The organism is Paenarthrobacter sp. YIM B13468 (genome assembly GCF_042788025.1).
In the GTDB taxonomy this organism is placed as follows: Bacteria; Actinomycetota; Actinomycetes; order Actinomycetales; family Micrococcaceae; genus Arthrobacter; species Arthrobacter aromaticivorans.
In genome coordinates this window covers 44,121-67,097 of sequence record NZ_JBHZPI010000029.1, presented here as the reverse complement: position 1 = coordinate 67,097, position 22,977 = coordinate 44,121, and the positions used below count along the sequence as shown (strand labels likewise).

The window sequence follows — 22,977 nt, the reverse complement described above, 5'->3', positions numbered from 1 at the left end:
ATGCTTACGGGCAAGTTCTTCGATGGCCAAAATGAATCTAGAGATGTTGCTTCCTGCCTTGGCGGGCAAGGTCCCGGACGGTCGTCGCTTGGCTGAAGTTGTTGTTCTAGCGAGGTGTGCGAGATGAGAGATGGAATTCGAATCTGTCACCCGAGTCCGGATCGCCTAGCCAATAGTTGAGGGACCGATCCGAGCCGCGCTTCCAGACAGACAGGGGAAGATTGCCACGTCCTGCGTTTCCGCCGGCAAGAGCCTGACGCTCGTAGCCTTTTTGCTGACAAGGTCCTTTCGACCGACCATTGGCCGGAATAGGCTTCTAGCCTTTCCCAGTCGAGCTTCTCTGAGGAGGGCCAATCGTAGAAGGTTCCCTCGGGCACTCCAGACCACTCAAAAATGCCGTCCGCGGAGAGTATCAAGAATGTGGTGTGACCTTCTTGGGCCTCGATGTCCACTCGCCAACAATGTCGGAAGGCTCTACTTCGTCGGGGAGCTCCAAAAGCGAACATGCACTTACTGTGACGAGAACAACTGCGCCCCCGAGAATCTTCAACACCTGCCGGCGGGTCACTCGGGATTCATGCAGCTGAGTCGGCGCGGGAACTAAGTTGCCAATCTTCATTGACCCTTGCCTCTCTTCAATTTGGGACACGGCGACGGTCGGCTTTGATCTCAACAGGGAATCCCCGTCTGCAGCTCGCCTCAGTGTATTCGGTTCGAAGCAGAGCCAGAAGAAACCGCCGCGTAACGCCGAAGTACTCCCCGACTAGTTCTCACGGCAAGTTTGGCATCGAGGCGGTGAACTTGGCATAGCTGTCGTCGGCGCCCGGTGAAGGATCGGATAACGGGCATAGGCGTCAGTGTCGGGGGCATCAAGCTCGCTCACAACCTGCGACTAGGAGGACCTAGTCGACTCTTGGCTGGGGCTGGTGGGGAAGGAGCGCGCTGATTCTGGCATCGAGCCGATCCAGCTGTTCATCAAAGTACGCGTCCATACCGGCAATGAGTCCATAGGCGAGGACCGCCGTGCAGAGCATCACGGACATCAGCATCTCGCTACCCGAGGAGCTGTTCTTGGGTGTGAGGTACAGCTGCCAGCCCGGCTCAGACGGGAGCCAGTCTGAGTAGGAAGATGCGCTCATTATGGAAGGGTGTGATTCGCGAGTCTGCAGCAGCCAGACCTGATGGGCTTGCGAAAGATGGGGCAAGCGCTTGACGACATGGGTGAAGGCTGCCTCATAGTCGAGACCGGTGAACTCGTCTCCGGCATTGCCTTGGAGGTCTTCGATCTTTGCCATCTGGTCGCTGGTAAGGGGAACTCCGGACTTGGCGGCAGTGATGACCTTGTCCAGTGCCCCCCCTCTGAGACCTAAGCATGACCTCGACGAACTCTTGCCGACCGCGTTCCGCGGCCCATTGAAGCCGAACAGTGTGCTCGACCACGGAGCGCTCCAACGGAGCTCCTTCGACGCCGTAGCCGAGCGAATGGAGCATGAGGGCTGCCTCCGCAGTCCGCTTCGTACGCATTAGCCATCCCCATGCGACAGCCACCGCATAGGCGTCCGTCTGCTCGGTCCGCGACCATTCTCCAGTCGGCTTTCCTGGCGGCGACGGAGCGTGTTCAATCAGGGTGCTGGCGTCCTTGAAGACCTTGCGCCATGTGTCGGTCGTCCGTTGGTGTTCCACAGAACAAGCATGCTCCCCGCAAGGAGAAGACTATCGCCCCCACACGCGGGGGCCATTCCATGCACTGAGTTGGGTACCGACACAGTCGGTAGCACGTAAGGGCATCCGTTAGCGGGCGCCTCCCAAGTTCGGTGATCGACCGGCTAACGGGCAGGAAGATGCGGATGTCCCCGTGAACCCATTCCCGGGTTGGCCGCATCTTGACCGGCAGGAAACCACCCATCACCAAATGATGTCTGGGCAAGGGTAGCGTATACGTCACCCTCTGGATTTCCAGGAGCTTGGACTGGACGCGAGCCAAGAATCAAAACGAGACGCTTCTTTGGGCTTCCCGTTGTTGCCTTAACCGATTTCCGTCATATCCCCCACCCCAGGCGTCCCCTCAACCAGTGCGTAACGCTGCATCACGGCCCCCTTGGGCGAGGCGACCACCGGCTCGATAAGTTGAAGGCTCGTTGGGACCACCCCATCGGCAAACACTTTCTTCAGTCGGCCCAGGAGGATCGGGTACACCCATAGATTGAGCTGGTTGAAGAGCCGCTCAGCAAACAGGGTCTGCACAAAGTCCAGGCTGCCGATCACGTGGATGTTCTCGTGCTTGTTGCGGAGTTCGCGAAGGGAGGCCACCACGTCAGGACCGAGCTGGGAGGATCCGCCCCACTCAAGGTTCAGCGACTGACGCGAGGTCACGTACTTCGGAATGCGGTTGAACAACTGGGCGATTCCATTGTCCTGGTGCGGCCAGTACGAAGCGAAGATGTCATAGGTCCGGCGCCCGAGCAGCAGCGCGTCCATCCCCACCATCCCTGATTCGACCTGCTCGCCAACCGCATCGTCGAACAGAGGCGCCTGCCAGCCACCAAACTCGAAACCACCCTCAGGATCTTCCTCAGGACCGCCGGGCGCCTGTGCGACTCCGTCGAGCGTAGTGAACAGGTCAATATGGATCAGTCCCATGTCGGGTTCCTCCCCTGCTGCCCGTCATCACCCAGGCGACAGGATCATGTCGAGGCTTCCACACGGACCCCCGCGAGGCAATGGTCACCGGGGAACATCGACGACGACGACCTTACGTCCCGCTGTTGCAGCCGGCATGGGCCTTGAGCAGCAATAAATCCCCCTTCCTTCATATCAAGCTGAGGTGGTGGCTGCGCAACCGGCAAGTGAGGGCGGCGATCCAAACGGGCACCCCATTATCCGTCCCGGCCTGAGGATTAAGCACCGCACCTTGCAGTCGCAGCTTTGGCTTCATAGCACGAATATATCCCGTACCAACTCAGCGCGTTCAAGCTGAAAGAACCAGCGAGCAAGCAGCCTATCGTCAGCACATCGGTTACACAGTTGGTTAGAGCTACGAGAAGCCCCGCCACAAACAACAGGACTACCGTCACCGTTAGCCACTGACGACTGGACCACCCACGAACACGCACGCCGGCCCCGTCATGCCACCAAAGACCTATGCGTCGTGTCATTGGCAGTTTCTAAGCAAAGACAAAATGCTTCATCGGGCTAGCCTTGCACCGACCGCCGACAATTCTTGGCTACGTCGCGTAGTCTGTGATTCCTTGCTCTGGAGTCCGTCTTAATCACCCACCCTGTGACTGCGAGGGCCCAGCTCAGCACCGGATAGTCGGTAGACAAAATTCCGCAAAGGGCAAATAATACCAACGCCCTATGTCTCTTCGCGGATGCCTAACACGGCGACGACCCCGAAGGTTTCCTACCCCCGCACCGCCGTAGAAGATCTGCTCGGGCGATACGCCGAAGTGTTCAGCGCTTCGGTCCATACCGGCGTCGATGGCAACCCAACTGTCTGCAACGGCGGACGCCGCCTTCAGACTCAAAACATCACAGGGCAACGTGAAAGCCAAAACGTGGTCCTCACAACCGGTACCCACCACGTGCCCATCATGGCCGCCGAACTTTCCAAGGAAGTTCAGCCAGCTCCACACTCACGCTAATGGGTTTGCTGCAAACCAAGCGTCAAGCTCAAGCAACTACCAGGATCAGCACCCCGGTGTCACTGCTTAGCCCAATTTCCACATCCTTCGGTGTCAAACGTTTGACCAGCAGCAAGGGTAACCATCGGGAAGCCACCCTTGACGTAGAAATCATGGTCTATGTAGTCACTTCCGTTACTTCCTGTGCGCGTAATTACCCAAGAACAGCTGTCCGATACCTCCTGGGTTGTCCTGTAAACGCCAGGAACGATGTCCTTTCCGACGGTCCAGATACCTTCCTTGATCGTGTTTGCCTCGGCGCCACCTTCTGCTGCGGCGACAGCCTCCTCCCGAGCCTTTAGAGCCTCTTCTGCCTTCCGGACATTTTCCTCGCGCTGGGCCAGCTTCGCCGACACGTCAGCTTCAAGCTCAATAGCCGTCGTTGGCTGAGCTGCCGCTTCAGCCTTTCTGGATCCGTCGACGCCCGCCGCGATTCCGCCGAGTAGCGCCGCGCTAATCCCTGCTGTTGTCATGCAGATGGCTGCGGTCCGTCCTGGCAAAGCCGCCCAAGACCGTCGTTTGAAAATTAACGAGTAGAGTCCCGTGAGAAAAGCAGCGAGCCCCAAGAAGATCAGAATTGACTCACCGTGGCCCAAACCTGCATCGACGACGGCAATAAGACCTAGAAATGAACCCATTATCCAAAAGGCGGGACCAAAATTTCCCTTAGATTCGTCGGGTCCGCTCCGGTGTCCAGGGTGTTGTGGTGGCGGTGGCCCGCCAAAACCGTGGAATGGGAGTGGTTGCATGTAGTTAGGCTGCGCCTGGGCGTCCTGCTGTCCCTCGAACGGCTGGGCACTGCCCGGTAGACCCGAGCGCGGTGGAAGGTCTGGGTCATGCGTCATCAATTCCCCCATGGAGTTTGCGAAAGCGTGTCGGTGTCGTCGAAAGGTTAGCACCGCGGCTCAGCGGTAAGCCCATTGCTGGACTCGCTCATTCATCACACATGATTTCAAATAGTGGGCGGGTTCGGGCATCATTCCGAAGACCGGTCATCAGTTGCCGAGAGGTTTTGACTGCCTCGAGTAACCAGGTGACCCTGCTTCAAGTTCACCTTGTTAATGGCTCTCGAGTCCGATGCCGATTTGGATGACTGAATACGATTCGAGCGGACAGGATAGTGTTATAGGCATGGCTGAATACCGGATGATCTGGGTGCGGGATTACGTAATGACCGGTCAAGGTGAGATGTTGGTGGACGTCCCTAATGCCACCCACGTTCTAAATGAGTGGTGCAATGCTGGTTATGAGGTGGTAGCCATGGTCCCCGGCACTAACGCCCAGACTCACACAGGCATGTTCATCGCGTTCCGTAAGGGCTAGCGGCAACATAGTGCTGGAATCAGCGATGACCAGCCGTTCCTAGCCAGGATGCCTCCTCTGGATCACTCGTCCGGAACCAGCTTCCATACGCATTTGCCGCGAGCTCCTCCACCCGCGCTAATAACGCCTCCGGCTCCTGCGACAAATCCAGTGGGAATTCCACCACGGACACCCCCGTGTTCAAGATTCGGCGAACCCGAGCATCACCCCTCCCGGCGTAAACGAGCCAAGCGCGGGGCACTCGGAGAGCAATACAGTACGCAAGCATCTGATAGTGATCCGCATTGGGATAGGCACCGCTTGCTGAGGCCGCCTTGTACTTGGCATCGAAGATCATCGCCGGTCGTCCTTGGACGGAATGCACCGCGTCCACAAACATCCGTACCCGGTCGCTGCTCCGGAACCCGGGTTCCGATTCGTCCATGAATGCTTCGTATTGCCACTCCGTCAGCCCTGGATAAGGCTCGAGCGCCTCCTTCAAGGCAGTGCCTACAAAGTCCTCAAATACAGTGGCCATATTTACTGCGAAAGAGGCAACCATGCGATGACCCACCCCGGCTTCCGCGGACATGGTCTGAAGGATGATTTCGGACAACCTCAGTGCCGGCACATAGTGGCCATTGATTCTGGATTCGGTCCAGGCTGGCAACACGGCCCCGTGATTCAAAGTAGAAACACCCTCAAGCTTCGAATCCAGGTGAGCAAGACGTCCCAGGAGCGCGTCCGACAGCCGAGGAACCTGCATCATCATCCGAATCGCGGCCCGGAGAATCTGGTTCTCAGTTACGTCAGCTGTGTAGTCGTCGTATGTAACTTCGAGAGGCAGGAGCAGTCCAGGACGCCTGCTCATCTGGTCACCGACACGTATTCGGCCCTTCACCGTCCGTAGCGCCTCTTCCAGAGACACGTAACCGTTCAGTGGCCCACGTTCAAGCGCTCGTTCGCCGTGCCTCGCAAGCGACTCACCCAGTGCAGCAAAGAGATCGTCATCTTCAACACCAATTACGTTGTCCGGACGAAAGCCTGGGTCGGCCGCATAACCCAGCAGAAATAGCAGCCGGCTGAGACCCACCTTTTCTTTGGGCTTCACCCGAACCAACAAGTCGTCGATCTGGACGGCCCCAACTTTCCCGGCGGGCAGAATGGTCCAAGCATCCCCATGCGCGGGCACGACGGAAACCAGGCCAGTGTCCCGCAGCGTGGCAGCCACCTCACGGTCCAGCTCGACTGGCTCCGAATAACCCTGCAACTCGTCGAGTACGATTTCTCTCGGCATCAGACGATAGCTTCGTCGCCAAATTCCAGCACAGACGAGTCCGGCGCGCTATCAGTGGGTCCGATGTCCAGGCGGGCTCTACGCCGTATGGTCTCAAGTCCGAACTTCTCACGAATCTTTTCCCGACTCAAACGCCCAAAGTACTGCTCCTCAAGCAAAGGCAACAACTCATATTTCCAGATCTCAGCCAGTCCTTGGTCCGTCTCAGCGTGCGGCTTCATGAAGTACGACGGCCCAATCATAAAGTCGCGGTTCGTGGCCTCGATCTCGCTGTTCAACGCATTCAAGAGTTCAGCCCGTAGGGCCGGCTTGCCTGTGGCCTCCAAGAAGCGCTCGAGCATCCCGGAGATCATGCCCTCCTGAGGATGCAACTCCACAAAGGCGAACCGTCGGCGAATGGCAGCGTCCACTAGGGCAATGGAGCGATCCGAGGTGTTCATCGTGCCGATGATGAAAAGATTTGGAGGCAAGACGAATGTCTGCTGTGGGTTGTACTGCAGATTGATGCCTTGGTCGCGATACTCCAGGAGGAAGTACAGCTCACCGAAGATCTTCGCCAGATTGCCCCGGTTCATCTCGTCGATGATCAGGAAATAGGGCTTGTCCCGGTTTCCGTCCAATGACGCCTCAGCGGCGATTCGCCGTAAAGGGCCAGGTTCGAGACTGAAGCCGACATTGGCGCCGTCGGACTTGGCCGGACGGTAGCCCTCGAAAAAATCCTCATACGCGTACGACGGATGGAACTGCACCGTCTTGACATGGTCTCCATGTTCCTCGCCCGCGAGAAACCGTGCGATTTTCCCCGCCAAGTACGTCTTACCAGTCCCTGGCGGACCGTAGAAAACGATCTGCTGCCGTGTCTGGAGCAGGCGAATAACTTCCTGTACGTCGTCGCGCTGAACATGCAGCTTGGTCGCGAGATCGGTGGTTGCCTCGCGCAGTTGAGGTACGACGGTGGCCTGCGGCAGTGGGGCCGGCACCGGTTCAGTGCCACTCAAGACCGGTTCGGCTTCGAACCACGCGGTAATGATTGAGAGACCATCGGTCAGGTCAACAACAGAACCTTGCTCCTCCAACAGCCGTGGCATCGGTGCCGGAAGGTCATCATTGGCGATGGGTTCCCGGCGCCAGGCCACCTGTCGCCGCAACCCGGATGTCTCGTCGTCGGCGTACTCCGCTTCGCCGGTAATGACGCCAAGGTAGAGGTCGCTTTCGAAGGCTGTGAGGACGAAATCGTCCACAGTCATCTGAGTGAGGAAACGGTAGAACTCCTGGGCCCGCACTTTGCGTTCGGCGTAGTCGATGTGCTGGTAGCCGGCATTTACTGCCGCCTGTATTTGGTCAAAGTTGCTCCCCTGGGCAGGAGAGCCGAGGTGTTGAGCTCTGAGAGAGACGAAGTCTTGGCCAAGCCAAGAGTCCACCATCGCGATGCCGCCTTGGTTCTGGCGAACAAGCCAAGCCCGTCGCCCGGCATCACCGCTCGAAGGCTGCCATTCGCTTAGGTAGGGTTCGTCGTACCACTCGATAAATTCTTCAGAGTCTCCCTGCTGGGCCTTCCGGATGTTGAGAAGGTCCTTTGCAATCTCGATCTCCGTATCGCCCGTCGGCCCTCCGATGATTCCTGCGAAAGCATTCCGGATCTTGATCCTGTGGTCTCTGCTCACAACGGGCTGAAGAGTATCCGGCCATGCCAGAAACTCAATGCTGTAACGGATTGTGGGCCAGTCCTTGGGGACGGAATGTGTGAGGGCAATGAATGCCCAAGGGTCTTCCAGAGCTTTATCTATGAGGCTTTCTGGCTGCTCGGTCACATGTTCCACAAACCGGCTGAGCCAGCCCACGTGGTCAGCGACTTGAATGTTGAAGCCCACTCCTCCGTTGAAGGCACCCTTGGCTTGCAGTCCTTCGCGCAAGTCCTCAGGCAACTCAACATTGGCCTCCGGCACCCACGACAGGACCTTCTCGACGCGGGCGATCTTCGTCCCGGCCGTCACGTTTTCCAGGGGAAGGACTTGAAGATAAACCAGTTCCGCCGCCAGAAGGACGGTCTCCCTTGCGGCGCCGTCCAGCTGACGCTCCAGCTTGGCCATAAAAGAGCCGGGACCGACGTCGGTGTTCGTGCTCCGACGAGCCAAATCCTTCGCCGCTTCCGACGTCCATGTGTAAGTCCGGCCATCCAAGGGCGAAGGTTCCCCACGAAGGCCAGCACTGATGATCCGTCGTGCCGGCGTTTCGAGGGGTAGTGCGCCGCTAAGCCCGTTGTTTACAGTCTCTATTTTGTCGCCCCTCCAAGCCCGAAACGCTTGATTGTCAGGGATGCTCCACTCCTCCGTTGGATCTACATTCAACACGGTCCACATCAGTCCCTGGGCATCCAATCGGTCGCGGACCTTGATTCCATGTTCGGGAGCCAGCCGGACGATTTCGTCGAGCGCTTCCAACAGAAGTTCATAACGGCGAGCGGGGTCTCCGCTGGCGCCTCTGTCGTCCCAGCCAACCAGTTTTAGAAACTTTTTGGCTGCTTGTGCCCTGTAGGGCGGGAAGTTGTAGGGATCCCGCCCCATCAGCAGCAGCGACGCGAAACCTATGATGCCGCCGACCGAAAATTGCTCGGGGTTGTACGGGCGAAGAGCAAGTGTGAAATCATCGATGTCCCGGGTATCCAAGTCGCCCTCCCACAGCAAGGCGATCACCCGCCACAGCTCACCTGGCTTTGTCCTGCCTAGGTCAACCAGCCGCATCATGAAGTATTGATTCATCAACCCGGATGAAGAGATGTCCCGCCGAAGCGCTTCGAACCATTCCGGATCCCGTCCGAGGAAGGTCTCCCGGGTCCTTCGGAGCCGCTCGGCAACCGCAATCTTGTGGCTGTACTCGTCAGCGTCCAGATCGACAGTCTTAGCGAACAGTGCGCCGAACTCCATGAATTGACGCCACTTGGGATCGCTCATGCCGCGTTCCTCCTATGCAGCAACACAGATCCGCGTTCGACACAAAGGGACATCAGGCACTCCGTTTTCTGCTCAGTCGATGCAACCACAGCCACACCGTGGGCGTGGTCCTTGAGGAACATCGCTCAGGCGCTCACGGCCATCTACATATCTAGCACCACAAATGCGCGAATCCGCGGAGGACACAGGACCATCAGCAATATGACGGCTCAACCCGGCCCTCACGACGACTCCGGCCGCGAAGTCCACCTAGCCGTCTCCACCTGCCCCGAAGCACCCGCCGATACCGCGGCCACGACCTCATCTACTGGATGCTCGAAACCGCCAAACACGGCCCCGACTATGGCACCAACGCCCTCACCCGCGAGGCACTCCCCTCCCCCGCCGCCCGCTTCGCCTGCAACCCACTGCTCTCCGGCACCGAAGGCGGCCACGACATCCACCTCCGCGACCTCGGCCGCTGCGGCATGCACCTCCACGGCCGTTTGGAGAACATCGACGACGGCGCCTCCACCTTCAGTGACGACCTCTCCGAACGCCTCGCAACAGTCGAATCCAGCTTCACCCAACGCATGCGGAAAGCCATCGACGCCTACATCGCAGCCGCGGGCATCGATGCCGAAGAGCAGCCTCCAACACCAGCAGACGACTGGCTACCTTCAGAGCCAGCGCGGCTAAACCTTGCCCCAGCAAACATCACGTCAGTCCTCTGGGCCACCGGATACAAACTCGATCTGTCCTTCATCGACATCCCGGTCCTGGACGAATGGGGCTACCCAAAGCACACGGCAGGGGTCACCGAACAGCCCGGCCTGTACGCCGTGGGGCTTCCGTGGCTGACACGGCACTACTCGTCGATCCTCGGCGGCGTGGGTCTGGACGCGGAGTATGTGGCGGGGCGGATTGCCGACTGAACAATAGCAAACTAAGCACCCGGCCGCCGAACAGAAGTAGTCCGCAGTTCTGTCATTGCACGAGGGGCCTTTGTGTTCAGCGCGCTAACGGCCTGAATTGGACTGGGCAGCTCATGTTCCGGCTTCGCAGGACGTTGGGTCAAACGACGCTGTGCAGTGAGATCCTGATCGCTCGTTGAGACGCGCCGATTTTCATTCCCGTCATACATGGGGAAACACGGTTGCAGTAATCCCCCCATCATCGCGCATCTCATCGTGCGGGTCTTACGTACGTGATCCAAAGCCAGCAACTGCACGGAACGCTCAGCGGTTTCACTAGCACGATGATCAACCGGCTTACGGGCAGTGTCCGCCATCCCGGTTACGCTTATTCAATGACGAGCGCCGACCAGCCACCTCAAAAATCGAGCGCTTGGAATTGGCCAGCTGAGTGGGCGGTTGAGCGAACGTTTTGGCGTGAGGTCGGAACTCGCACTGTCGCGGGCGTTCTAACGATCGTCATCTTGGCTGTCCCTGGCCTGATCTACGCAGCCATCTTCGGACTGTTGACGCTTGGCCAGGTGATCCAGATTCTCATTGGCATCGGAGTGTTTGCCTTGATTCTGGCCGTATACATCGTAGTGCTACGGATGATACGTCGAAGAGAGAGCAAGAAGATTGCGCGCGCGCTGGCGGAGGACAAGTCACAGTCGGGAGCGATTCCTACGCCCGAGCAGCTCATGGGGTATTCCGAGGAGCTTAGAGCACAGATCATGTCCAAGCTCTCGCGAATCACTCAAGACGACATCAGCCAAGCAGAGAGGCGTGCCCGTCATTTGTCTATGTGGACAACGGTCGTGGGTTTGCTGCTGGGTATCCTCAGCTCTCTTCTTCCGCTGTGGTTCCGGTAGGGCATCACCCTGCATCCGGTCGAATCAGTCTGGTTGCCAGCGACACTTAACAGGGATGCGCTCAAGGATCCTTCACCGGACCACGCAAGTCAGTTGAGCTGTGGACCCCCGGCATCTATCAATGCCGACGCCAGAAGTGAAAGACTCCACACATGGCGAATGCTCGGGGTGGCGCGATGTCCAGTGAGCACGGAATCCATAAATACATCCTCGTTTTGCAGTGGCCAGCAACATCTGAGGCCGACTATGGTGCGCTCATCTCGATGGAGGAGGCCCTGCTTCGGTCGGATCTCCTGGATGCATACGGCGTCGTAGACGGGCACGACTTTGGCGCCGGCGAGATGAACATCTTCATCCACACCGACCGACCGCTAGAAGCCTTCCAGCACGCGATGACATCACTGAGTACTGACCGGCGATGGGCCAGCGTACGGGCGGCATATAGACCGATAAATGGAGAATGCTTTGTGATCGTTTGGCCGGAGGAGCTTCAAGTATTCTCAGTGTCGTGATGCCAGAGGTCCAGGGTGCCAAGTGAGTCCCGGACCAGTTCGAAGACTTGCAGCGTGAGGATCGATGCGTACCTGCTTTGGCGGCCGGTTTCTCTCTCCCCCGGGCTGAAGAGATTGCGCCCATTGTCCGGTTGCTCTCCGGACGCTCCAAGCGCCCGTTAGGGGATCCCTATCGCGCTGGGTACCAGTTTGGAGTGTTGCGTGCTGTGCTTAGAGTTGTTCAATAGCTCAACGGGGGGCAGCTATGCATTCAATTCGGGTCCTCGTGCCAGCGGTGTTGGCTGCTTTAGTGGCAGCCAATGGTTGCACTCCGAAACAATTGGATCCGGTCAGAGATACCGCCAGCCCACGGCTTCACCTTTCCTCCACATTGAATTGCGGAGATGCATGGAAGGCAGTCCTCCACCCGCACCTGAAGCTCCGACAGCCGAAGGCGTTTCCTCCCTTGCTTGGGAGGGCAGCCCTACCAGCCATTCCTGGCCCATCCGAGACGAGGTGAACGGGTATTCCTACGCGGACGGCGGAGGCACGAAATTTGGGGCCTGGAAGACCCCGATAACTGTGGCAGCGGGATCTGGGGAACGGACCATCACCATCGACGCTCCCGCAGATGCGCCACTCATTGTTTCTTCCGCAACAGAGTGGGAAACCAGCGAAGCGCTCCGACAAGGAGACCTCGACCTACCGAGCTCCTATACGGTCAGCGCATGTCAGGACCGGCCCACGCAGTTCCCGGGCATGACCTTGGTCCGAGGGCCAGCCTGTGTGGTTATCAGAGTGACCGAGACCGCAACCGGCAAATTCTCCACAGTTTCGGTGCCCATGTATGGGGGCACCTGCTCCTATCCACGTTAGGCGGCGGCGTACGGTAAAGGATCCCCGATCGCTACGCTATCTACATGAACCGCATTGGACAAATCACAAACATGCTCGTTGGCGAGACGATGCTGTCCACTCATTCCTCCTCCTACCTTCCCCTGCCATGATGAGGATCGGTGATTTTCTGCTCCGGGATTACGAGCTTCGCCAGCACACCCCGATGCCCGAGATGGACCCGCTGACGGAGGCAGGCGCGCTCCAAGAAGCGCAACTCCTCGGCGTTAAGTTCGACGTTCTGTCTGGCGTGGCGGGATTGTTGTTTGAGCTTCGGGTGGCCCTCCAATTGCGGGAGACGAACACCGGAGTCCTCATCGCCCATGGTGTCCGTGAGATGACGTGGTCGGGGCCCAGCCGGGACACTCCTTTGACGGCCTGGACTGTTGCGGGCTGCGAGCCGCAATCGATTGACGGACTCTTCGCGTTGCAGCTTGGAATATGGCCCGCTCCAGGTGCCCAGTTGTCGCTGAAGGCCGAGAGCGCAGCCTTTTTTACTGGGGATGTGCTGGGACTGACGGAGGCACCGCCCAACTACGCAAATCATGACCGCGAGACCCTTGGCTCCGAGGTCGCCGACTGGGACTCATTCTTCGAGCCCATCAGCGCCGTCTTTTTCGACGGTGCATCGGCAGGTCGTGGTGGTCTTGGCGGCGAATGAGCCATTGTCCCGTTGAAGGATCGGTATACGGGCACGTCTCCAGTTGCTCTGGCTGAGTGCTGACCCGAATGGAGGTCATTAACCGAATTCGATCTCGCTTATCCGCGTGCCTGGAGCGAGATTGATCGTGGCGAGACGAAGCTGGGCCATCAGAGACCAATAGCCCTCGATATCGCTGAGCTCAAGGTTGTGGATGGAGTCTTCGCCGCCTAGAAAAAGAGGGACTTTGTAGCCTGCACACTGATCGAAGGCCAAGTCTGTAGGGTTTTCGATCTTCCATTCATTGAAGAAGCCAACGCAGAGGCTGGGCTCCGGATCCCGTACTAGCTCGTCGTCGTGATAGGTCGAAAATTTCCTTGGAATCTCCAACGCTTCACCCGTTCCCGGTTCCAGAAGAAGGATCTCGGGATCAGCGTCACCGCTTCGCAGGTCAAGGACAAACTGACGGCCCAGCCAATCGAACGCGAAGGGAATCAGTGGAAAGCCGAACTCTGGGTGGGCCTCGGCTACCATAGCCGACGCTTTGCGAAATGATTCTGTTGAATGCACGCGATAGAGGCCGCCATTGAAGGTACAACCGCCGTAACGGCTGAATAAGTAGGCGACATTAATTCCGGCATTCTCGGGAGATCCAGGGATTCCATCCGTGACATCGAACCTTGTACCGAAGATCTCGAGCATGTGCACCATCATGCCTCACAAATTGAAGCGAGCGGCCCCCTGGCCAGCCACTCAGTTGTGTCTATGTACTTATGCCGAGCGCCTTATGGAGCTAGCGACTCATGAATCCTCGACGGCTAGCAGAAGCTTCCGGAACTCTTCAAGCGCCACCGTACTCTGGCGATCAACGTCAAACTCATCTTCAACTGTGACTGTGTCTGCTTCCGCGTCGAGCGGCACATTGAAGGCGTTGTACGTGAAGTATCGCCGCCCAGTTTGCAACTGTTCTATCGCCGTGAGGAGCTGAGCCCGGATATAGCCGTTCAACTCCCCAGTAAGGAACTCGTCAAGGGGTGGCCGTGGCATGTCGGCGATCACCAAGTCGTTTCCGTGTCAGAAGCACGCGTTGATTTAACCACAAGCGGTCGCGGAGAGTGCGCAGTCCGTCATTAAGAGCTGCGAAGTTCTCTCCACGCAAGTAGTTCATTAGTGTCCGCAGAAGGATCCCTTACCGGATGCTTCTGAGGTTTGGTGCCTGGTCGTTCACTGAAGTGCCTGACCAACGGCTCGCCAGACTCGCCCCGATGATCGCTTGAAGCAGACAAAGCGGTTCGGTGAGCATCGACACCACGACAACGACTTTGCACGGGGCGCAGATCGTGGTTGAGAACCACTGTCTGGGACGACAGCCTGCTATCCCCGACCTATGGGCATGACCACATTGGACCGAGCCGCGATGTAAGGGAAAGTCCGGTGCACCAATGAAGTGCCAGCTCCTAGAATGACTAGGTGGACCTGTCGCATCTCGGCGCACCGATCGGGCCGATGATTCGCGTCCACGGCGGGTTCGCCAACCGGATGTACCGACTCGACACCGACCAGGGGTCGTTCGCGGTGAAGGAGTTGAACCTTGTCGACCGCCCCTGGACCCATCCAGTCGAGGACGTGTTCAGGTTTGAACAGGCGGCCTTCGCTGCCGGGATTCCGATGCCAGAGCCGATCTCGGCCAGCCACGACATGCTTGTTCACCGGTGGGTCGAAGGCGAGAAGGTGCCCGAAGCGCCGGTGCCGGGGGCGTACGCGCGTGAGATCGGTGAGATCCTCGCGCGCATCCACGCGCTCGACGTCGCATGGAGCCATGTGTCGGTGGAGGACACGACGTCAAGGGACTGGGCCGGGCTCGCCGCGCGGGCGGCGGCGACCCGGCAACCGTGGGCCGACGAGCTCGCTTCCAATGTCGAGACGTTCCTCGCGATTGCCAACTTCGTCGAGACCTGCGAACGGCCCGGCCCCGTGGTGCTGACCCACAGGGACATCCAACCGTGGAACCTGCTTGCCCGAGAGGGTCGGCCGGTAGTGCTCGACTGGGAGCTCTCGGGGATGCTCGACCTGTCTGGCGAGCTCGGCTCGACCGCGCTGAGCCTCGCGAAGGGATCTGGCTTCGACGACATCAAGCCCGCAATTTTCCGCTCGGTTCTCGACGGCTACGTCGCGGGGGGCGGAGCGCTGCCGCCACCAGGTCCAAGCTGGTTTGTTTTCATGATCGGCGGCTGGCTGGGGCACACGAGGTGGAACATCCTCCGGTGCCTCGCCGGCGTCGAGGCGAGCACCGGCCCTGACCTCGCGCTGTCGCACGAGTCCGTGCGCAACGGGGTGCGCGGCCTCCCCGACCTGTTCAGCCGACTTCCGGAGCTCGAGGCGCTGCTCCTTGACAGTGACTCCGTCTAAGAAGCCAGCCGAAATCAGGCGTGCATGGAAAATTGCTGCATGTGCCCCGGACAAAGGAGTCTTGGGAGTGGCCGCCGAAGAGGCAGGTTTAAGCCTGCCCCCGCCCCGTCCGTAAGCCGATCGTCTTACGTGCGCCCGGTGCTATACCGAGCGATCACAGAACTCAATATATGGCGATCAAATCAATACCTTGGGGAAGTGTCCTGGTTCGATGGAATGGGGACACCACTAACCTCGATTGTGGGTGCGGCAAATCTGCGGACCTATCGGTGGGGACCAATAATACGAGGCAGGATACTGCCCGCTACACGCACTGCGGGCGATACGTTGGATCTGCGGGGCCGCTCTGGAGGAGCGCGTTGGAGACGAGGGACCACACGTTCGGATCGTTAGGAGATTGATCGTGTTCGAAAGTGTCGAGAGGACAGTAGTCCTGAAGCACAAGGTTGGATACTTGCTTCACCGGCCCAACGAGAGCTTGGCTCGTGTAAGGGGTTACGATCTCGTCGTAACGGGTCGAGATGACGGTGTAGGACGGGCCGGGTACGGTGTCGCCGATTGAGTTGAGCTCGGCCATGAACGCCGACCCGGCGTACTGGTCCGCGCAGGCCTGGCATAGGGTGCTGGTTGCGGTCGTGTTGAGAATCATCCCCGCGGGCGACGGCGCGATGAGGCCTTGAGTGCCATGGTTCGACGGCGCAATGCCGACGAGGTGGTGCACATACTTGGCGCCGCCGAGGAAGCCGATGTAGTACCGCGGCATCATCCCGCCTTGGCTGTGCCCGACCAGATCGACCTTCTTCGCACCCGTCGCGCCGAGAACTGATTTTACGAACGTCGCAAGCTCAGCTGCGGAGTTCCGAATTGCCCCGCTGGCGGGGAGATCGTTGGCCACCCCGTAGTTGAGCGCGAAGACGCAGTACCCCTGGTCCTTGAGCACTGGTGAAAGCAGCGCCCAGTTCTTGTACATTGTCTCGAACGTCCCCGGGACGAGGACTACCGGATATGGATGAACGCTCGACGGCTTGCACGTCCAGTCATTGGCTCCGGGCGGGTCTGGCGAGATCGAGTCCGCCTGAGCCGCGGGTGCGGCGAAGAGTCCAATCGTGAGCGCCGCAGCGGCGAGGACGGCGGTTAGTCGAAATTGGCGCATGGCCTGCCCTTCTCTTGGCCGCGAACCCCTATGTCCACGGCATCCCTAGTTACTTTGCAGTAACTTACCGGCGGGTTGCAATAGCGTGCCAAGATTTTGAGAAAACGTGCACCCCTCACGCGGACCTGGGCTGCCGCACAAGCGCTCGTAAGCCGATCTTCACTGGGCGGCGCAGCAATCAGCAGCGGACCAAGGTCCAGTAGAAGTCATTAGCGCCGGCCTCGGCGCACCAAGATCAAGGAAGCGAAGGCCATTGCGTAGGCTGCCAGGATGCCTCCCAGCATCGTGATGGTCCAAAGGCGAGCCCAGCTCTCCTCGTGGGTGGGCGCATGAGCGGAGCCTTAATCGATTTCGGTCATATCCCCCACCCCAGGCGTCCCCTCAACCAGGGCGTACCGCTGCATCACCGCACCCTTTGGCGAGGCGACCACCGGCTCAATAAGTTGAAGGCTCGTCGGCACCACCCCATCGGCGAACACCTTCTTCCCGCGGCCCAGGAGGATCGGATACACCCACAGATTCAGCCGGTCGAACAGCCGCTCAGCGAACAGAGTCTGCACAAAATCCAGACTGCCGATCACGTGAATGTTCTCATGCTTGCCACGGAGCTCGCGCAGCGAAGCCACCACGTCAGGACCAAGCTGGGAGGAGCCCTCCCACTCAAGCTTCAGCGACTGACGCGAGGCCACGTACTTCGGAATCCGGTTGAACAACTGAGCAATTCCACTGTCCTGGTGAGGCCAGTACGAAGCGAAGATGTCGTAGGTCCGGCGCCCGAGCAGCAAGGCGTCCATCCCCACCATCCCTGATTCGACCTGCTCGCCAACCGCATCGTCGAACAGAGGCGCCTGCCAGCCACCAAACTCGAAACCGCCCTCCGGATCTTCCTCAGGACCGCCGGGCGCCTGCGCGACGCCGTCCAGCGTAGTGAACAGGTCAATATGGATCAGTCCCATGTCGGGTTCCTTCCCTGCTGCCCGTCGTCACCCCGGCGACCGGATCATGACGAGGCTTCCACACGAACGCCCGCGAGGCAATGGGCACCAGAGAACATCGACGGCGAACCCCACCTGCCGCTCTCGCCGTGCCGAATAAGGCCTTTACCAAACCCCATTCATCAAATGTCAGACGAAATCACGGTGACCGAGGAGCCTTCTGACCCTGAAGCGAGTCTCGAGGCGAATCTTGACGGATGGGACCTATCGTTCGGATTAGTAGTGAACCCGAACATTCGGCCGTTCTCAACCATAGTCATGCGAGAACTCACAAGGGCCCGTCGGCTGCCAGGCTGTTCGGATGAATTCTCCCGGCGCTGTCGCAGTACTGGATCTTGTCCTGCAGCTCCATCTGGTTCATGAGAGAAGCTGAGGTGTGAGTATCATGCAACAGAAAGACCGAGAAATACCGCCATGCGCTTGGCATCAGACGTTTCTGCTCGGTCGAAGTCGTCAGCCGATTGCCTCAGGAAACCAACTCGTTCTCTGAGTAATTCTGCGTTCTCGGCGAGCAGCCTGGTGATTGCCACGCATAAAGGACACGGAATTCAGCGTTTGGGCCTCCGTCCGCTTGACTTGCCCATACAGTCATCATCACGGTTTTCACCAGACAGGAGCCAGTTGCGTACCTCGGCGAATTATCCAGCACGAGGCCAGCGTGGGAACCATTACGAAAAGATGCCTTAACCTTGCCCGACGCCGTAACCGTTTTTCCGGCCGTCAACTATTTCAACTATGCGGTTGGCTGCTTGCATCGCGTCTTCGTGCTCCCATACTCGCACGACCAGCCATCCGTGGGCTTGAAACAACAGGTCGGTACCTCTGTCGCGCGCTACGTTGGCACCGATCTTCGCGGACCAAAACTCGCGTCGGTTGGTCGCCGGCCTGTAGTGCTCAGGACACGCATGCCAAAAGCATCCATCAACCATAACTGCAACTCTGGCGCGTATGAAGACGATGTCCGCACTACGTCTGGATGACGGGACTGGCCGGAAGTTGACTCTGTATCCCCTACGGCCAAGAGCGCGCAGCGCTCTCCGAAGTACCAGCTCGGGACCGGTGCCTCGACTCTTGATACGAGACATTCTCCTGCTCACCACAGGGTCTGGTCCTAAATGCTGAACCTCCGCCAAGCGACACCTCCTCAGTGCATCTACACCTAGCATGCACCCGCGGACACGGTTCGCGATTCCAAGGTCGTACGTCTGAGTTCAGAGTCCTTGAATGCGGCACTGCCAATGCATGTATCGCTAGGTAACACCCTTATGCTTGGATTCAGCCGGCTTTGGGGAAGACCGAAGCTCTCTGTTTGAAAGTTGCAGCTTGTGGACATTACGCCCTCTCCCCGAATCCTCCGAGCACTGGGTGAAATTGAGTTCGCCGAGTGGCAGTGCATCGCCGAGCTCATCGACAATGCCTTTGACGATTTCACAGAGATCATGAAATCAGGAAAAGCCTGGCCTGGAGGCTTCAAGGTGAGCGTCAGCCTCCCCAATGCCAGAGGTCGTCTGGAAGACTCGGAGGTCTTGATTCAGGATACTGGCCAAGGTATGAGCCGAAGGTCTCTTGAGAACTCCGTCCGCGCGGGATGGTCCAGTAATGATAGGTGGGACAAGCTCGGCCTCTTTGGGATGGGTTTCAACGTGAGTACCGCCCGATTGGGCAACCGAACCCAGGTCTTTACGACACAGGCGGGAGACCCTGAATGGACTGGCGTTGAGATTGACCTAGGAGAGATCCGGCACGATTTTCAAGCAAAGGACCTATCAGAAGCCAAGACGGATTTAAGCGAACACGGGACCAGGATTATCATCAGCCAGTTGAAGCAACGACATGCTCAATGGCTGCAACGGAATGCCGCGCAGCTGCGGGAAGTCCTGGGACGAATTTACAGCTGGATCCTCGAGTCGTCTCCTGTTGAGCTCTGGGTGGGAGGCGTACGCGTGCAGCCGCGAAAAGCATGCATCTGGGGTGAAGACAGGTATGTGCTTTATGGTTCGGGCAAGAATGCTGAACAGATTCCAGCAGTTATCAAGATTGATCAGAAGTACAGTGCCGCTGACGCCTGCGGACAATGCGGCAACTGGCAAGAAACTGGGACGTCCGTCTGCCAAGAATGCGGTAGTGAAGACCTTCAGACACGTGAACGGCGGATCCATGGGTGGCTTGGAATTCAACGCCATCTCGATAAGAGAGATTTTGGAATAGATTTCCTCCGAAATGGGCGAAAAATCCTAAAGTTCGATAAGCGAATATTTGACTGGACGGATCCAAATGACCCTGTCGCCGGAACCGAAACCGAGTACCCAGTGGATCTCGCCCATCTCGGTGGTCGCATCGTAGGCGAGATCCACCTTGATCATGTGCCAGTTACTTACAGCAAGGATGCCTTCGAGTACAGCGACCGAAGCTGGCGGGGAGCATTAGATTACCTGCGGGGTACGGGACCATTGCTCCCAAGGTCCGCCGAACGACTAGGTTACCCGAGAAACACCAGCCCTCTTGCCCGTCTTGTTGAAGGATACAGACGCGTGGACGCCGGCCGCCGTAATCTCATTCCTGGCGACGGAAACGGCCCAATCCATGCACAAACCCGAGATTGGGCGAGGCGTTTTTGGGCGGGTGATCCCGAATACCAAACGGATGCAAAGTGGTGGGATGCGGTGGAAAGCCATGAAAGCCGCAAGAATGCTGAAAAAGTCAGGGCCGCCACGGAGAGTTCACCGAATCAAGCTGACGAGTTTGCTGTGCTCGCCGCCCTTGGGGCGGTAGATGTGGCACCAAACATTGCGCCTCCTGAATCAACCCCTAAGTCATCGAAAGACGGCCAAGTAACCGTTCAGGATCGTCTCGATCGGCTGGCCAACTCCGTAGCAATACCCGAGTTGTCGCGCACCTTCGGCATCCCTGACTTGGGAATTCTCGAGGTCGAGGCCTATGTCTCGGCCCTAACTCCCTTGACGGATGACCTAGGTAACCCGACTCCAGTCTGGCTGAAACTGGGAGCTGGAAGATCGGCCAAGGCGTACATTGACCCAAAGCATCAGCTCTTCTCGCAATTTGGCTGCACATTCGCGGATGCGCTTCTTATGGAGATTGCCCCACTCATGAAGGTCAGAGCACAAAGCAGTTTTAGCCATTCCCAAATTGCTTCCGAACTGCGGATCACGTGCCTCAAGGATACCGCCATCGATTTTGCGACCATTAAGGGACAAGCTCACGACTTAGTGCTCGAGATTAGAACTCTCGCGGCAAGGCAAGTGGAGGAGGAGCCGCAACGTGCTGTGCAGCACCTAACACCGGACGAACGCACAACAATTGAGAATGGCATCGTCTCCGAAGGTGGACAGTACACCGCCGACGTGTGGAAGGACGGGACTTTCCTTATGTACGCTCCACCGCTATACCTCGTGAAGCTCCTCGAATCCTGGCCGGAGGCATTCATGGATGGCAAAGTATTCCGTGGACCCTACTCTTCTCTGGCATCACCAGCGACCCAAAGATTGAGCGTCGCAAAAGTTGTTGGATACCTGAATGACCTCGCGACGGTGCTAACCGCGCAGACGACGCCCTCAACTGCTCAGCTACAGCGTACTCGCTGGAGCTGCGACTTATTGGCCGGCGAACTCTGCGAATGACCAATTTTCTTAGCGCGGGGGCACTGCTTGCAAGAGGACCAGATGGTCTGACGCTAGCTGTAGAACGCGCCCTCTGGCACCTAGGTTTTTCTGACGTTCGTGTAATTGACGGCGCCAACGACCACGGTGCGGACATCCTGGCTGTCCGCCAGCGTGAGCAGTGGGTCGTGCAATGCAAATGGTCGAGTCGCGGTCCCGTTGACCGCTCGGGGGTTGACGACATTGAACGTGCTAGAACCAGGTATGGCGCAGATCAGGCTGTCATTGCAACCAATACAAGTCTCAATCGGCCAGCCCGCGATCGTCTCGACGCCTTAGCCGGGGTAGGCCTCAACACGTTCGTGTGGCATGGAGCAACCCTCAGCAAAATATGGTCTCAGATGCCGGACCAAGTACCGCGAAAATACAAACTTCGTCCGTACCAAGAAGAAGCTGCTTCGGCTATCGAGCGCGACCTCGAGCGATCAGGACGGGCACTCCTAATCCTCGCCACAGGGCTCGGCAAGACTGTCGTGAGTGGCGAAATAATCCATCGCTACCTCGAAAAGAAACGAGATGCTCAAGTACTCGTAGTAGCCCACATGAAAGAACTTGTCGATCAACTCGAAAAGGCTCTTTGGGGGCATCTCAACAAGGCAACAGTCACTCAGACTCTCCACAGCGACAGCCGGTTATCCGCAACGTTACCGCTGCCCGGAATCACGATAGCAACCATAGATTCCGCTTTGACGGCCACTAAATTGGGATATGCGCCCGACCTAATAATGATCGATGAGACCCATCACGTTGGTGAATTTGGGATGTTTTCAGATTTGCTAGATAGATGCTCTGGGGCACCGCAGTTCGGAGTGACCGCGACACCATGGCGAGGTGATAAATTCGACATATCCGATAGATTCGGGCCCCCGTCGTACACGCTCGGTATAGCTGAGGGCATGACTGAAGGCTATCTCACAAAAATTGATTATCGAATGTTTGTGGATAATTTAGATTGGGACTTCGTTCGATTAGCTAGTGAACACGGGTACTCCATTGGCGAACTAAACCGTGCCCTATTCCTGCCACAGCGCGATGATCAGATTATTGATGAATTAAGAACCGCTTGGCAGCAAACATCAAATCCTCGGGCAATCCTCTTTTGTCAAACAATCGACCATGCCGAGCGGATCGCGCAGCTCCTTCGAACGTCAGATCCAGCCTGGCAAAATGCCGCATTTTTACATAGTGGTCTAACCCGTCAGAAACGTCAAATTCTACTAAATGCGTTTAGGATGGGCCGCGTTCCGATTATTACATGCGTGGATGTATTCAACGAAGGCGTAGATGTTCCCGATGTCAACCTTATTGGCTTTCTGCGAGTTACGCATAGTCGAAGAATCTTCGTTCAGCAATTGGGAAGAGGACTGAGACTGCGGGAAGGAAAAGACTCACTCAAAGTATTGGACTTCGTTACGGATATCCGTAGAGTGGCAGCAACTCTGAATCTAAAAAGGGCTCTTGGAACACTCCGACAGGAAGAGCTCGAACTCCCACAAGGCTCGTCAATTACGTTTAACGACAGCACTGCAGGCAGCCTCTTAGATTACTGGATCAAGGATGCCGCAAGTCTGGAAACCGCCGCAGACGAGGTTCGCCTGAATTTTCCGTCACCTATCGGATTGGACTGATAATGACTACTCTAGTTCCCACGGCCGTAGAACTCAAAGTAGTGAAACATCTT

General features: G+C 57.8%; 18 protein-coding genes and 1 pseudogene. 9 read left to right on the top strand and 10 right to left on the bottom strand.

Translation table 11 applies throughout. From position 1 onward, the window contains the following. Positions 1–902: 902 nt before the first annotated feature. Both ACFX4T_RS22620 and ACFX4T_RS22615 read right to left on the bottom strand, forming a co-directional pair. A complete protein-coding gene (locus tag ACFX4T_RS22620; RefSeq protein ID WP_377654315.1) occupies positions 903–1,295 on the bottom strand; it encodes a hypothetical protein in 393 nt (130 codons plus the stop codon). Positions 1,296–2,025: 730 nt separating this feature from the next. Continuing rightward, positions 2,026–2,640 (bottom strand): dihydrofolate reductase family protein, encoded by a 615-nt coding sequence (locus tag ACFX4T_RS22615; RefSeq protein ID WP_377654313.1) that lies wholly within the window; start codon positions 2,638–2,640, stop codon positions 2,026–2,028. Positions 2,641–3,371: 731 nt separating this feature from the next. Between ACFX4T_RS22615 and ACFX4T_RS22610 the strand changes: the two genes are divergently transcribed. After that, positions 3,372–3,644 carry a hypothetical protein gene (locus tag ACFX4T_RS22610; RefSeq protein WP_377654311.1) on the top strand — a complete coding sequence of 91 codons (273 nt, stop codon included), beginning with the start codon at positions 3,372–3,374 and terminating at the stop codon, positions 3,642–3,644. Positions 3,645–3,703: 59 nt separating this feature from the next. Here the strand turns inward: ACFX4T_RS22610 and ACFX4T_RS22605 are convergent, their stop codons facing one another. Next, on the bottom strand, positions 3,704–4,432 hold the full coding sequence (locus tag ACFX4T_RS22605) for a hypothetical protein (RefSeq protein ID WP_377654309.1): 729 nt from the start codon (positions 4,430–4,432) through the stop codon (positions 3,704–3,706). Positions 4,433–4,814: 382 nt separating this feature from the next. Between ACFX4T_RS22605 and ACFX4T_RS22600 the strand changes: the two genes are divergently transcribed. Beyond that, the gene (locus ACFX4T_RS22600) at positions 4,815–5,006 is read left to right on the top strand and encodes a hypothetical protein (protein ID WP_377654307.1); all 192 of its coding nucleotides are present in this window, start codon (positions 4,815–4,817) and stop codon (positions 5,004–5,006) included. Between the two features lie 19 nt (positions 5,007–5,025). Here ACFX4T_RS22600 and ACFX4T_RS22595 read toward each other — a convergent pair whose 3' ends face one another. Together ACFX4T_RS22595 and ACFX4T_RS22590 are read right to left on the bottom strand one after the other, a co-directional pair. Continuing rightward, positions 5,026–6,282: an McrC family protein gene (locus ACFX4T_RS22595; protein WP_377654305.1), complete on the bottom strand. Its 1,257-nt coding sequence runs from the start codon at positions 6,280–6,282 to the stop codon at positions 5,026–5,028. Beyond that, positions 6,282–9,233, bottom strand: coding sequence for an McrB family protein (locus ACFX4T_RS22590; RefSeq protein ID WP_377654302.1), 2,952 nt, complete (start codon positions 9,231–9,233; stop codon positions 6,282–6,284). The genes ACFX4T_RS22595 and ACFX4T_RS22590 overlap by 1 nt, the downstream gene beginning before the upstream one ends. Before the next feature lie 231 nt (positions 9,234–9,464). Between ACFX4T_RS22590 and ACFX4T_RS22585 the strand changes: the two are divergent. The 4 genes and pseudogenes from ACFX4T_RS22585 to ACFX4T_RS22570 form a co-directional block, all read left to right on the top strand. Continuing rightward, positions 9,465–10,147 (top strand): annotated as a pseudogene (locus tag ACFX4T_RS22585) (FAD-dependent oxidoreductase); the annotation flags it as partial. Positions 10,148–10,521: 374 nt separating this feature from the next. Further along, positions 10,522–11,037, top strand: coding sequence for a hypothetical protein (locus ACFX4T_RS22580; protein WP_377654300.1), 516 nt, complete (start codon positions 10,522–10,524; stop codon positions 11,035–11,037). 152 nt (positions 11,038–11,189) lie between these two features. Next, complete coding sequence (locus ACFX4T_RS22575; protein ID WP_377654298.1) at positions 11,190–11,549, top strand: hypothetical protein; 360 nt, start codon at positions 11,190–11,192, stop codon at positions 11,547–11,549. A gap of 982 nt (positions 11,550–12,531) precedes the next feature. Beyond that, positions 12,532–13,083, top strand: coding sequence for a hypothetical protein (locus ACFX4T_RS22570; RefSeq protein WP_377654296.1), 552 nt, complete (start codon positions 12,532–12,534; stop codon positions 13,081–13,083). A gap of 78 nt (positions 13,084–13,161) precedes the next feature. Here ACFX4T_RS22570 and ACFX4T_RS22565 read toward each other — a convergent pair whose 3' ends face one another. Both ACFX4T_RS22565 and ACFX4T_RS22560 read right to left on the bottom strand, forming a co-directional pair. After that, on the bottom strand, positions 13,162–13,764 hold the full coding sequence (locus tag ACFX4T_RS22565) for a T6SS immunity protein Tdi1 domain-containing protein (RefSeq protein WP_377654294.1): 603 nt from the start codon (positions 13,762–13,764) through the stop codon (positions 13,162–13,164). Positions 13,765–13,863: 99 nt separating this feature from the next. After that, complete coding sequence (locus ACFX4T_RS22560; RefSeq protein ID WP_377654292.1) at positions 13,864–14,124, bottom strand: hypothetical protein; 261 nt, start codon at positions 14,122–14,124, stop codon at positions 13,864–13,866. A 408-nt stretch (positions 14,125–14,532) separates the two neighbouring features. Between ACFX4T_RS22560 and ACFX4T_RS22555 the strand changes: the two genes are divergently transcribed. Next, complete coding sequence (locus tag ACFX4T_RS22555; RefSeq protein ID WP_377654290.1) at positions 14,533–15,471, top strand: phosphotransferase family protein; 939 nt, start codon at positions 14,533–14,535, stop codon at positions 15,469–15,471. Positions 15,472–15,775: 304 nt separating this feature from the next. Here ACFX4T_RS22555 and ACFX4T_RS22550 read toward each other — a convergent pair whose 3' ends face one another. From ACFX4T_RS22550 to vsr, 3 genes are all read right to left on the bottom strand, one after another. Further along, on the bottom strand, positions 15,776–16,624 hold the full coding sequence (locus ACFX4T_RS22550; protein ID WP_377654288.1) for an esterase/lipase family protein: 849 nt from the start codon (positions 16,622–16,624) through the stop codon (positions 15,776–15,778). Between the two features lie 341 nt (positions 16,625–16,965). Beyond that, the gene (locus ACFX4T_RS22545) at positions 16,966–17,580 is read right to left on the bottom strand and encodes a dihydrofolate reductase family protein (protein WP_377654286.1); all 615 of its coding nucleotides are present in this window, start codon (positions 17,578–17,580) and stop codon (positions 16,966–16,968) included. A 722-nt stretch (positions 17,581–18,302) separates the two neighbouring features. Continuing rightward, positions 18,303–18,704 (bottom strand): DNA mismatch endonuclease Vsr, encoded by a 402-nt coding sequence (gene vsr, locus ACFX4T_RS22540; protein ID WP_377654284.1) that lies wholly within the window; start codon positions 18,702–18,704, stop codon positions 18,303–18,305. 240 nt (positions 18,705–18,944) lie between these two features. On the opposite strand from vsr, the gene ACFX4T_RS22535 reads away from it, so the two are divergent. Both ACFX4T_RS22535 and ACFX4T_RS22530 read left to right on the top strand, forming a co-directional pair. After that, positions 18,945–21,257: an ATP-binding protein gene (locus ACFX4T_RS22535; protein WP_377654282.1), complete on the top strand. Its 2,313-nt coding sequence runs from the start codon at positions 18,945–18,947 to the stop codon at positions 21,255–21,257. After that, positions 21,254–22,924, top strand: a complete 1,671-nt coding sequence (locus tag ACFX4T_RS22530; protein WP_377654281.1) for a DEAD/DEAH box helicase family protein — start codon at positions 21,254–21,256, stop codon at positions 22,922–22,924. The genes ACFX4T_RS22535 and ACFX4T_RS22530 overlap by 4 nt, the downstream gene beginning before the upstream one ends. The last annotated feature ends 53 nt before the right edge of the window (positions 22,925–22,977 follow it).

What these genes read in the sequence shown, in the direction of transcription:
- ACFX4T_RS22580 (WP_377654300.1), top strand. Translation starts at nt 10,522, where the DNA reads ATGACGAGCGCCGACCAGCCACCTCAAAAATCGAGCGCTTGGAATTGG.
- ACFX4T_RS22610 (WP_377654311.1), top strand. Translation starts at nt 3,372, where the DNA reads ATGCCTAACACGGCGACGACCCCGAAGGTTTCCTACCCCCGCACCGCC.
- ACFX4T_RS22545 (WP_377654286.1), bottom strand. Translation starts at nt 17,580, where the DNA reads ATGGGACTGATCCATATTGACCTGTTCACTACGCTGGACGGCGTCGCG.
- ACFX4T_RS22575 (WP_377654298.1), top strand. Translation starts at nt 11,190, where the DNA reads ATGGCGAATGCTCGGGGTGGCGCGATGTCCAGTGAGCACGGAATCCAT.
- ACFX4T_RS22530 (WP_377654281.1), top strand. Translation starts at nt 21,254, where the DNA reads ATGACCAATTTTCTTAGCGCGGGGGCACTGCTTGCAAGAGGACCAGAT.
- ACFX4T_RS22595 (WP_377654305.1), bottom strand. Translation starts at nt 6,282, where the DNA reads ATGCCGAGAGAAATCGTACTCGACGAGTTGCAGGGTTATTCGGAGCCA.
- ACFX4T_RS22605 (WP_377654309.1), bottom strand. Translation starts at nt 4,432, where the DNA reads ATGCAACCACTCCCATTCCACGGTTTTGGCGGGCCACCGCCACCACAA.
- ACFX4T_RS22600 (WP_377654307.1), top strand. Translation starts at nt 4,815, where the DNA reads ATGGCTGAATACCGGATGATCTGGGTGCGGGATTACGTAATGACCGGT.
- vsr (WP_377654284.1), bottom strand. Translation starts at nt 18,704, where the DNA reads ATGTCTCGTATCAAGAGTCGAGGCACCGGTCCCGAGCTGGTACTTCGG.
- ACFX4T_RS22620 (WP_377654315.1), bottom strand. Translation starts at nt 1,295, where the DNA reads ATGGCAAAGATCGAAGACCTCCAAGGCAATGCCGGAGACGAGTTCACC.
- ACFX4T_RS22570 (WP_377654296.1), top strand. Translation starts at nt 12,532, where the DNA reads ATGATGAGGATCGGTGATTTTCTGCTCCGGGATTACGAGCTTCGCCAG.
- ACFX4T_RS22615 (WP_377654313.1), bottom strand. Translation starts at nt 2,640, where the DNA reads ATGGGACTGATCCATATTGACCTGTTCACTACGCTCGACGGAGTCGCA.
- ACFX4T_RS22590 (WP_377654302.1), bottom strand. Translation starts at nt 9,233, where the DNA reads ATGAGCGATCCCAAGTGGCGTCAATTCATGGAGTTCGGCGCACTGTTC.
- ACFX4T_RS22550 (WP_377654288.1), bottom strand. Translation starts at nt 16,624, where the DNA reads ATGCGCCAATTTCGACTAACCGCCGTCCTCGCCGCTGCGGCGCTCACG.
- ACFX4T_RS22565 (WP_377654294.1), bottom strand. Translation starts at nt 13,764, where the DNA reads ATGCTCGAGATCTTCGGTACAAGGTTCGATGTCACGGATGGAATCCCT.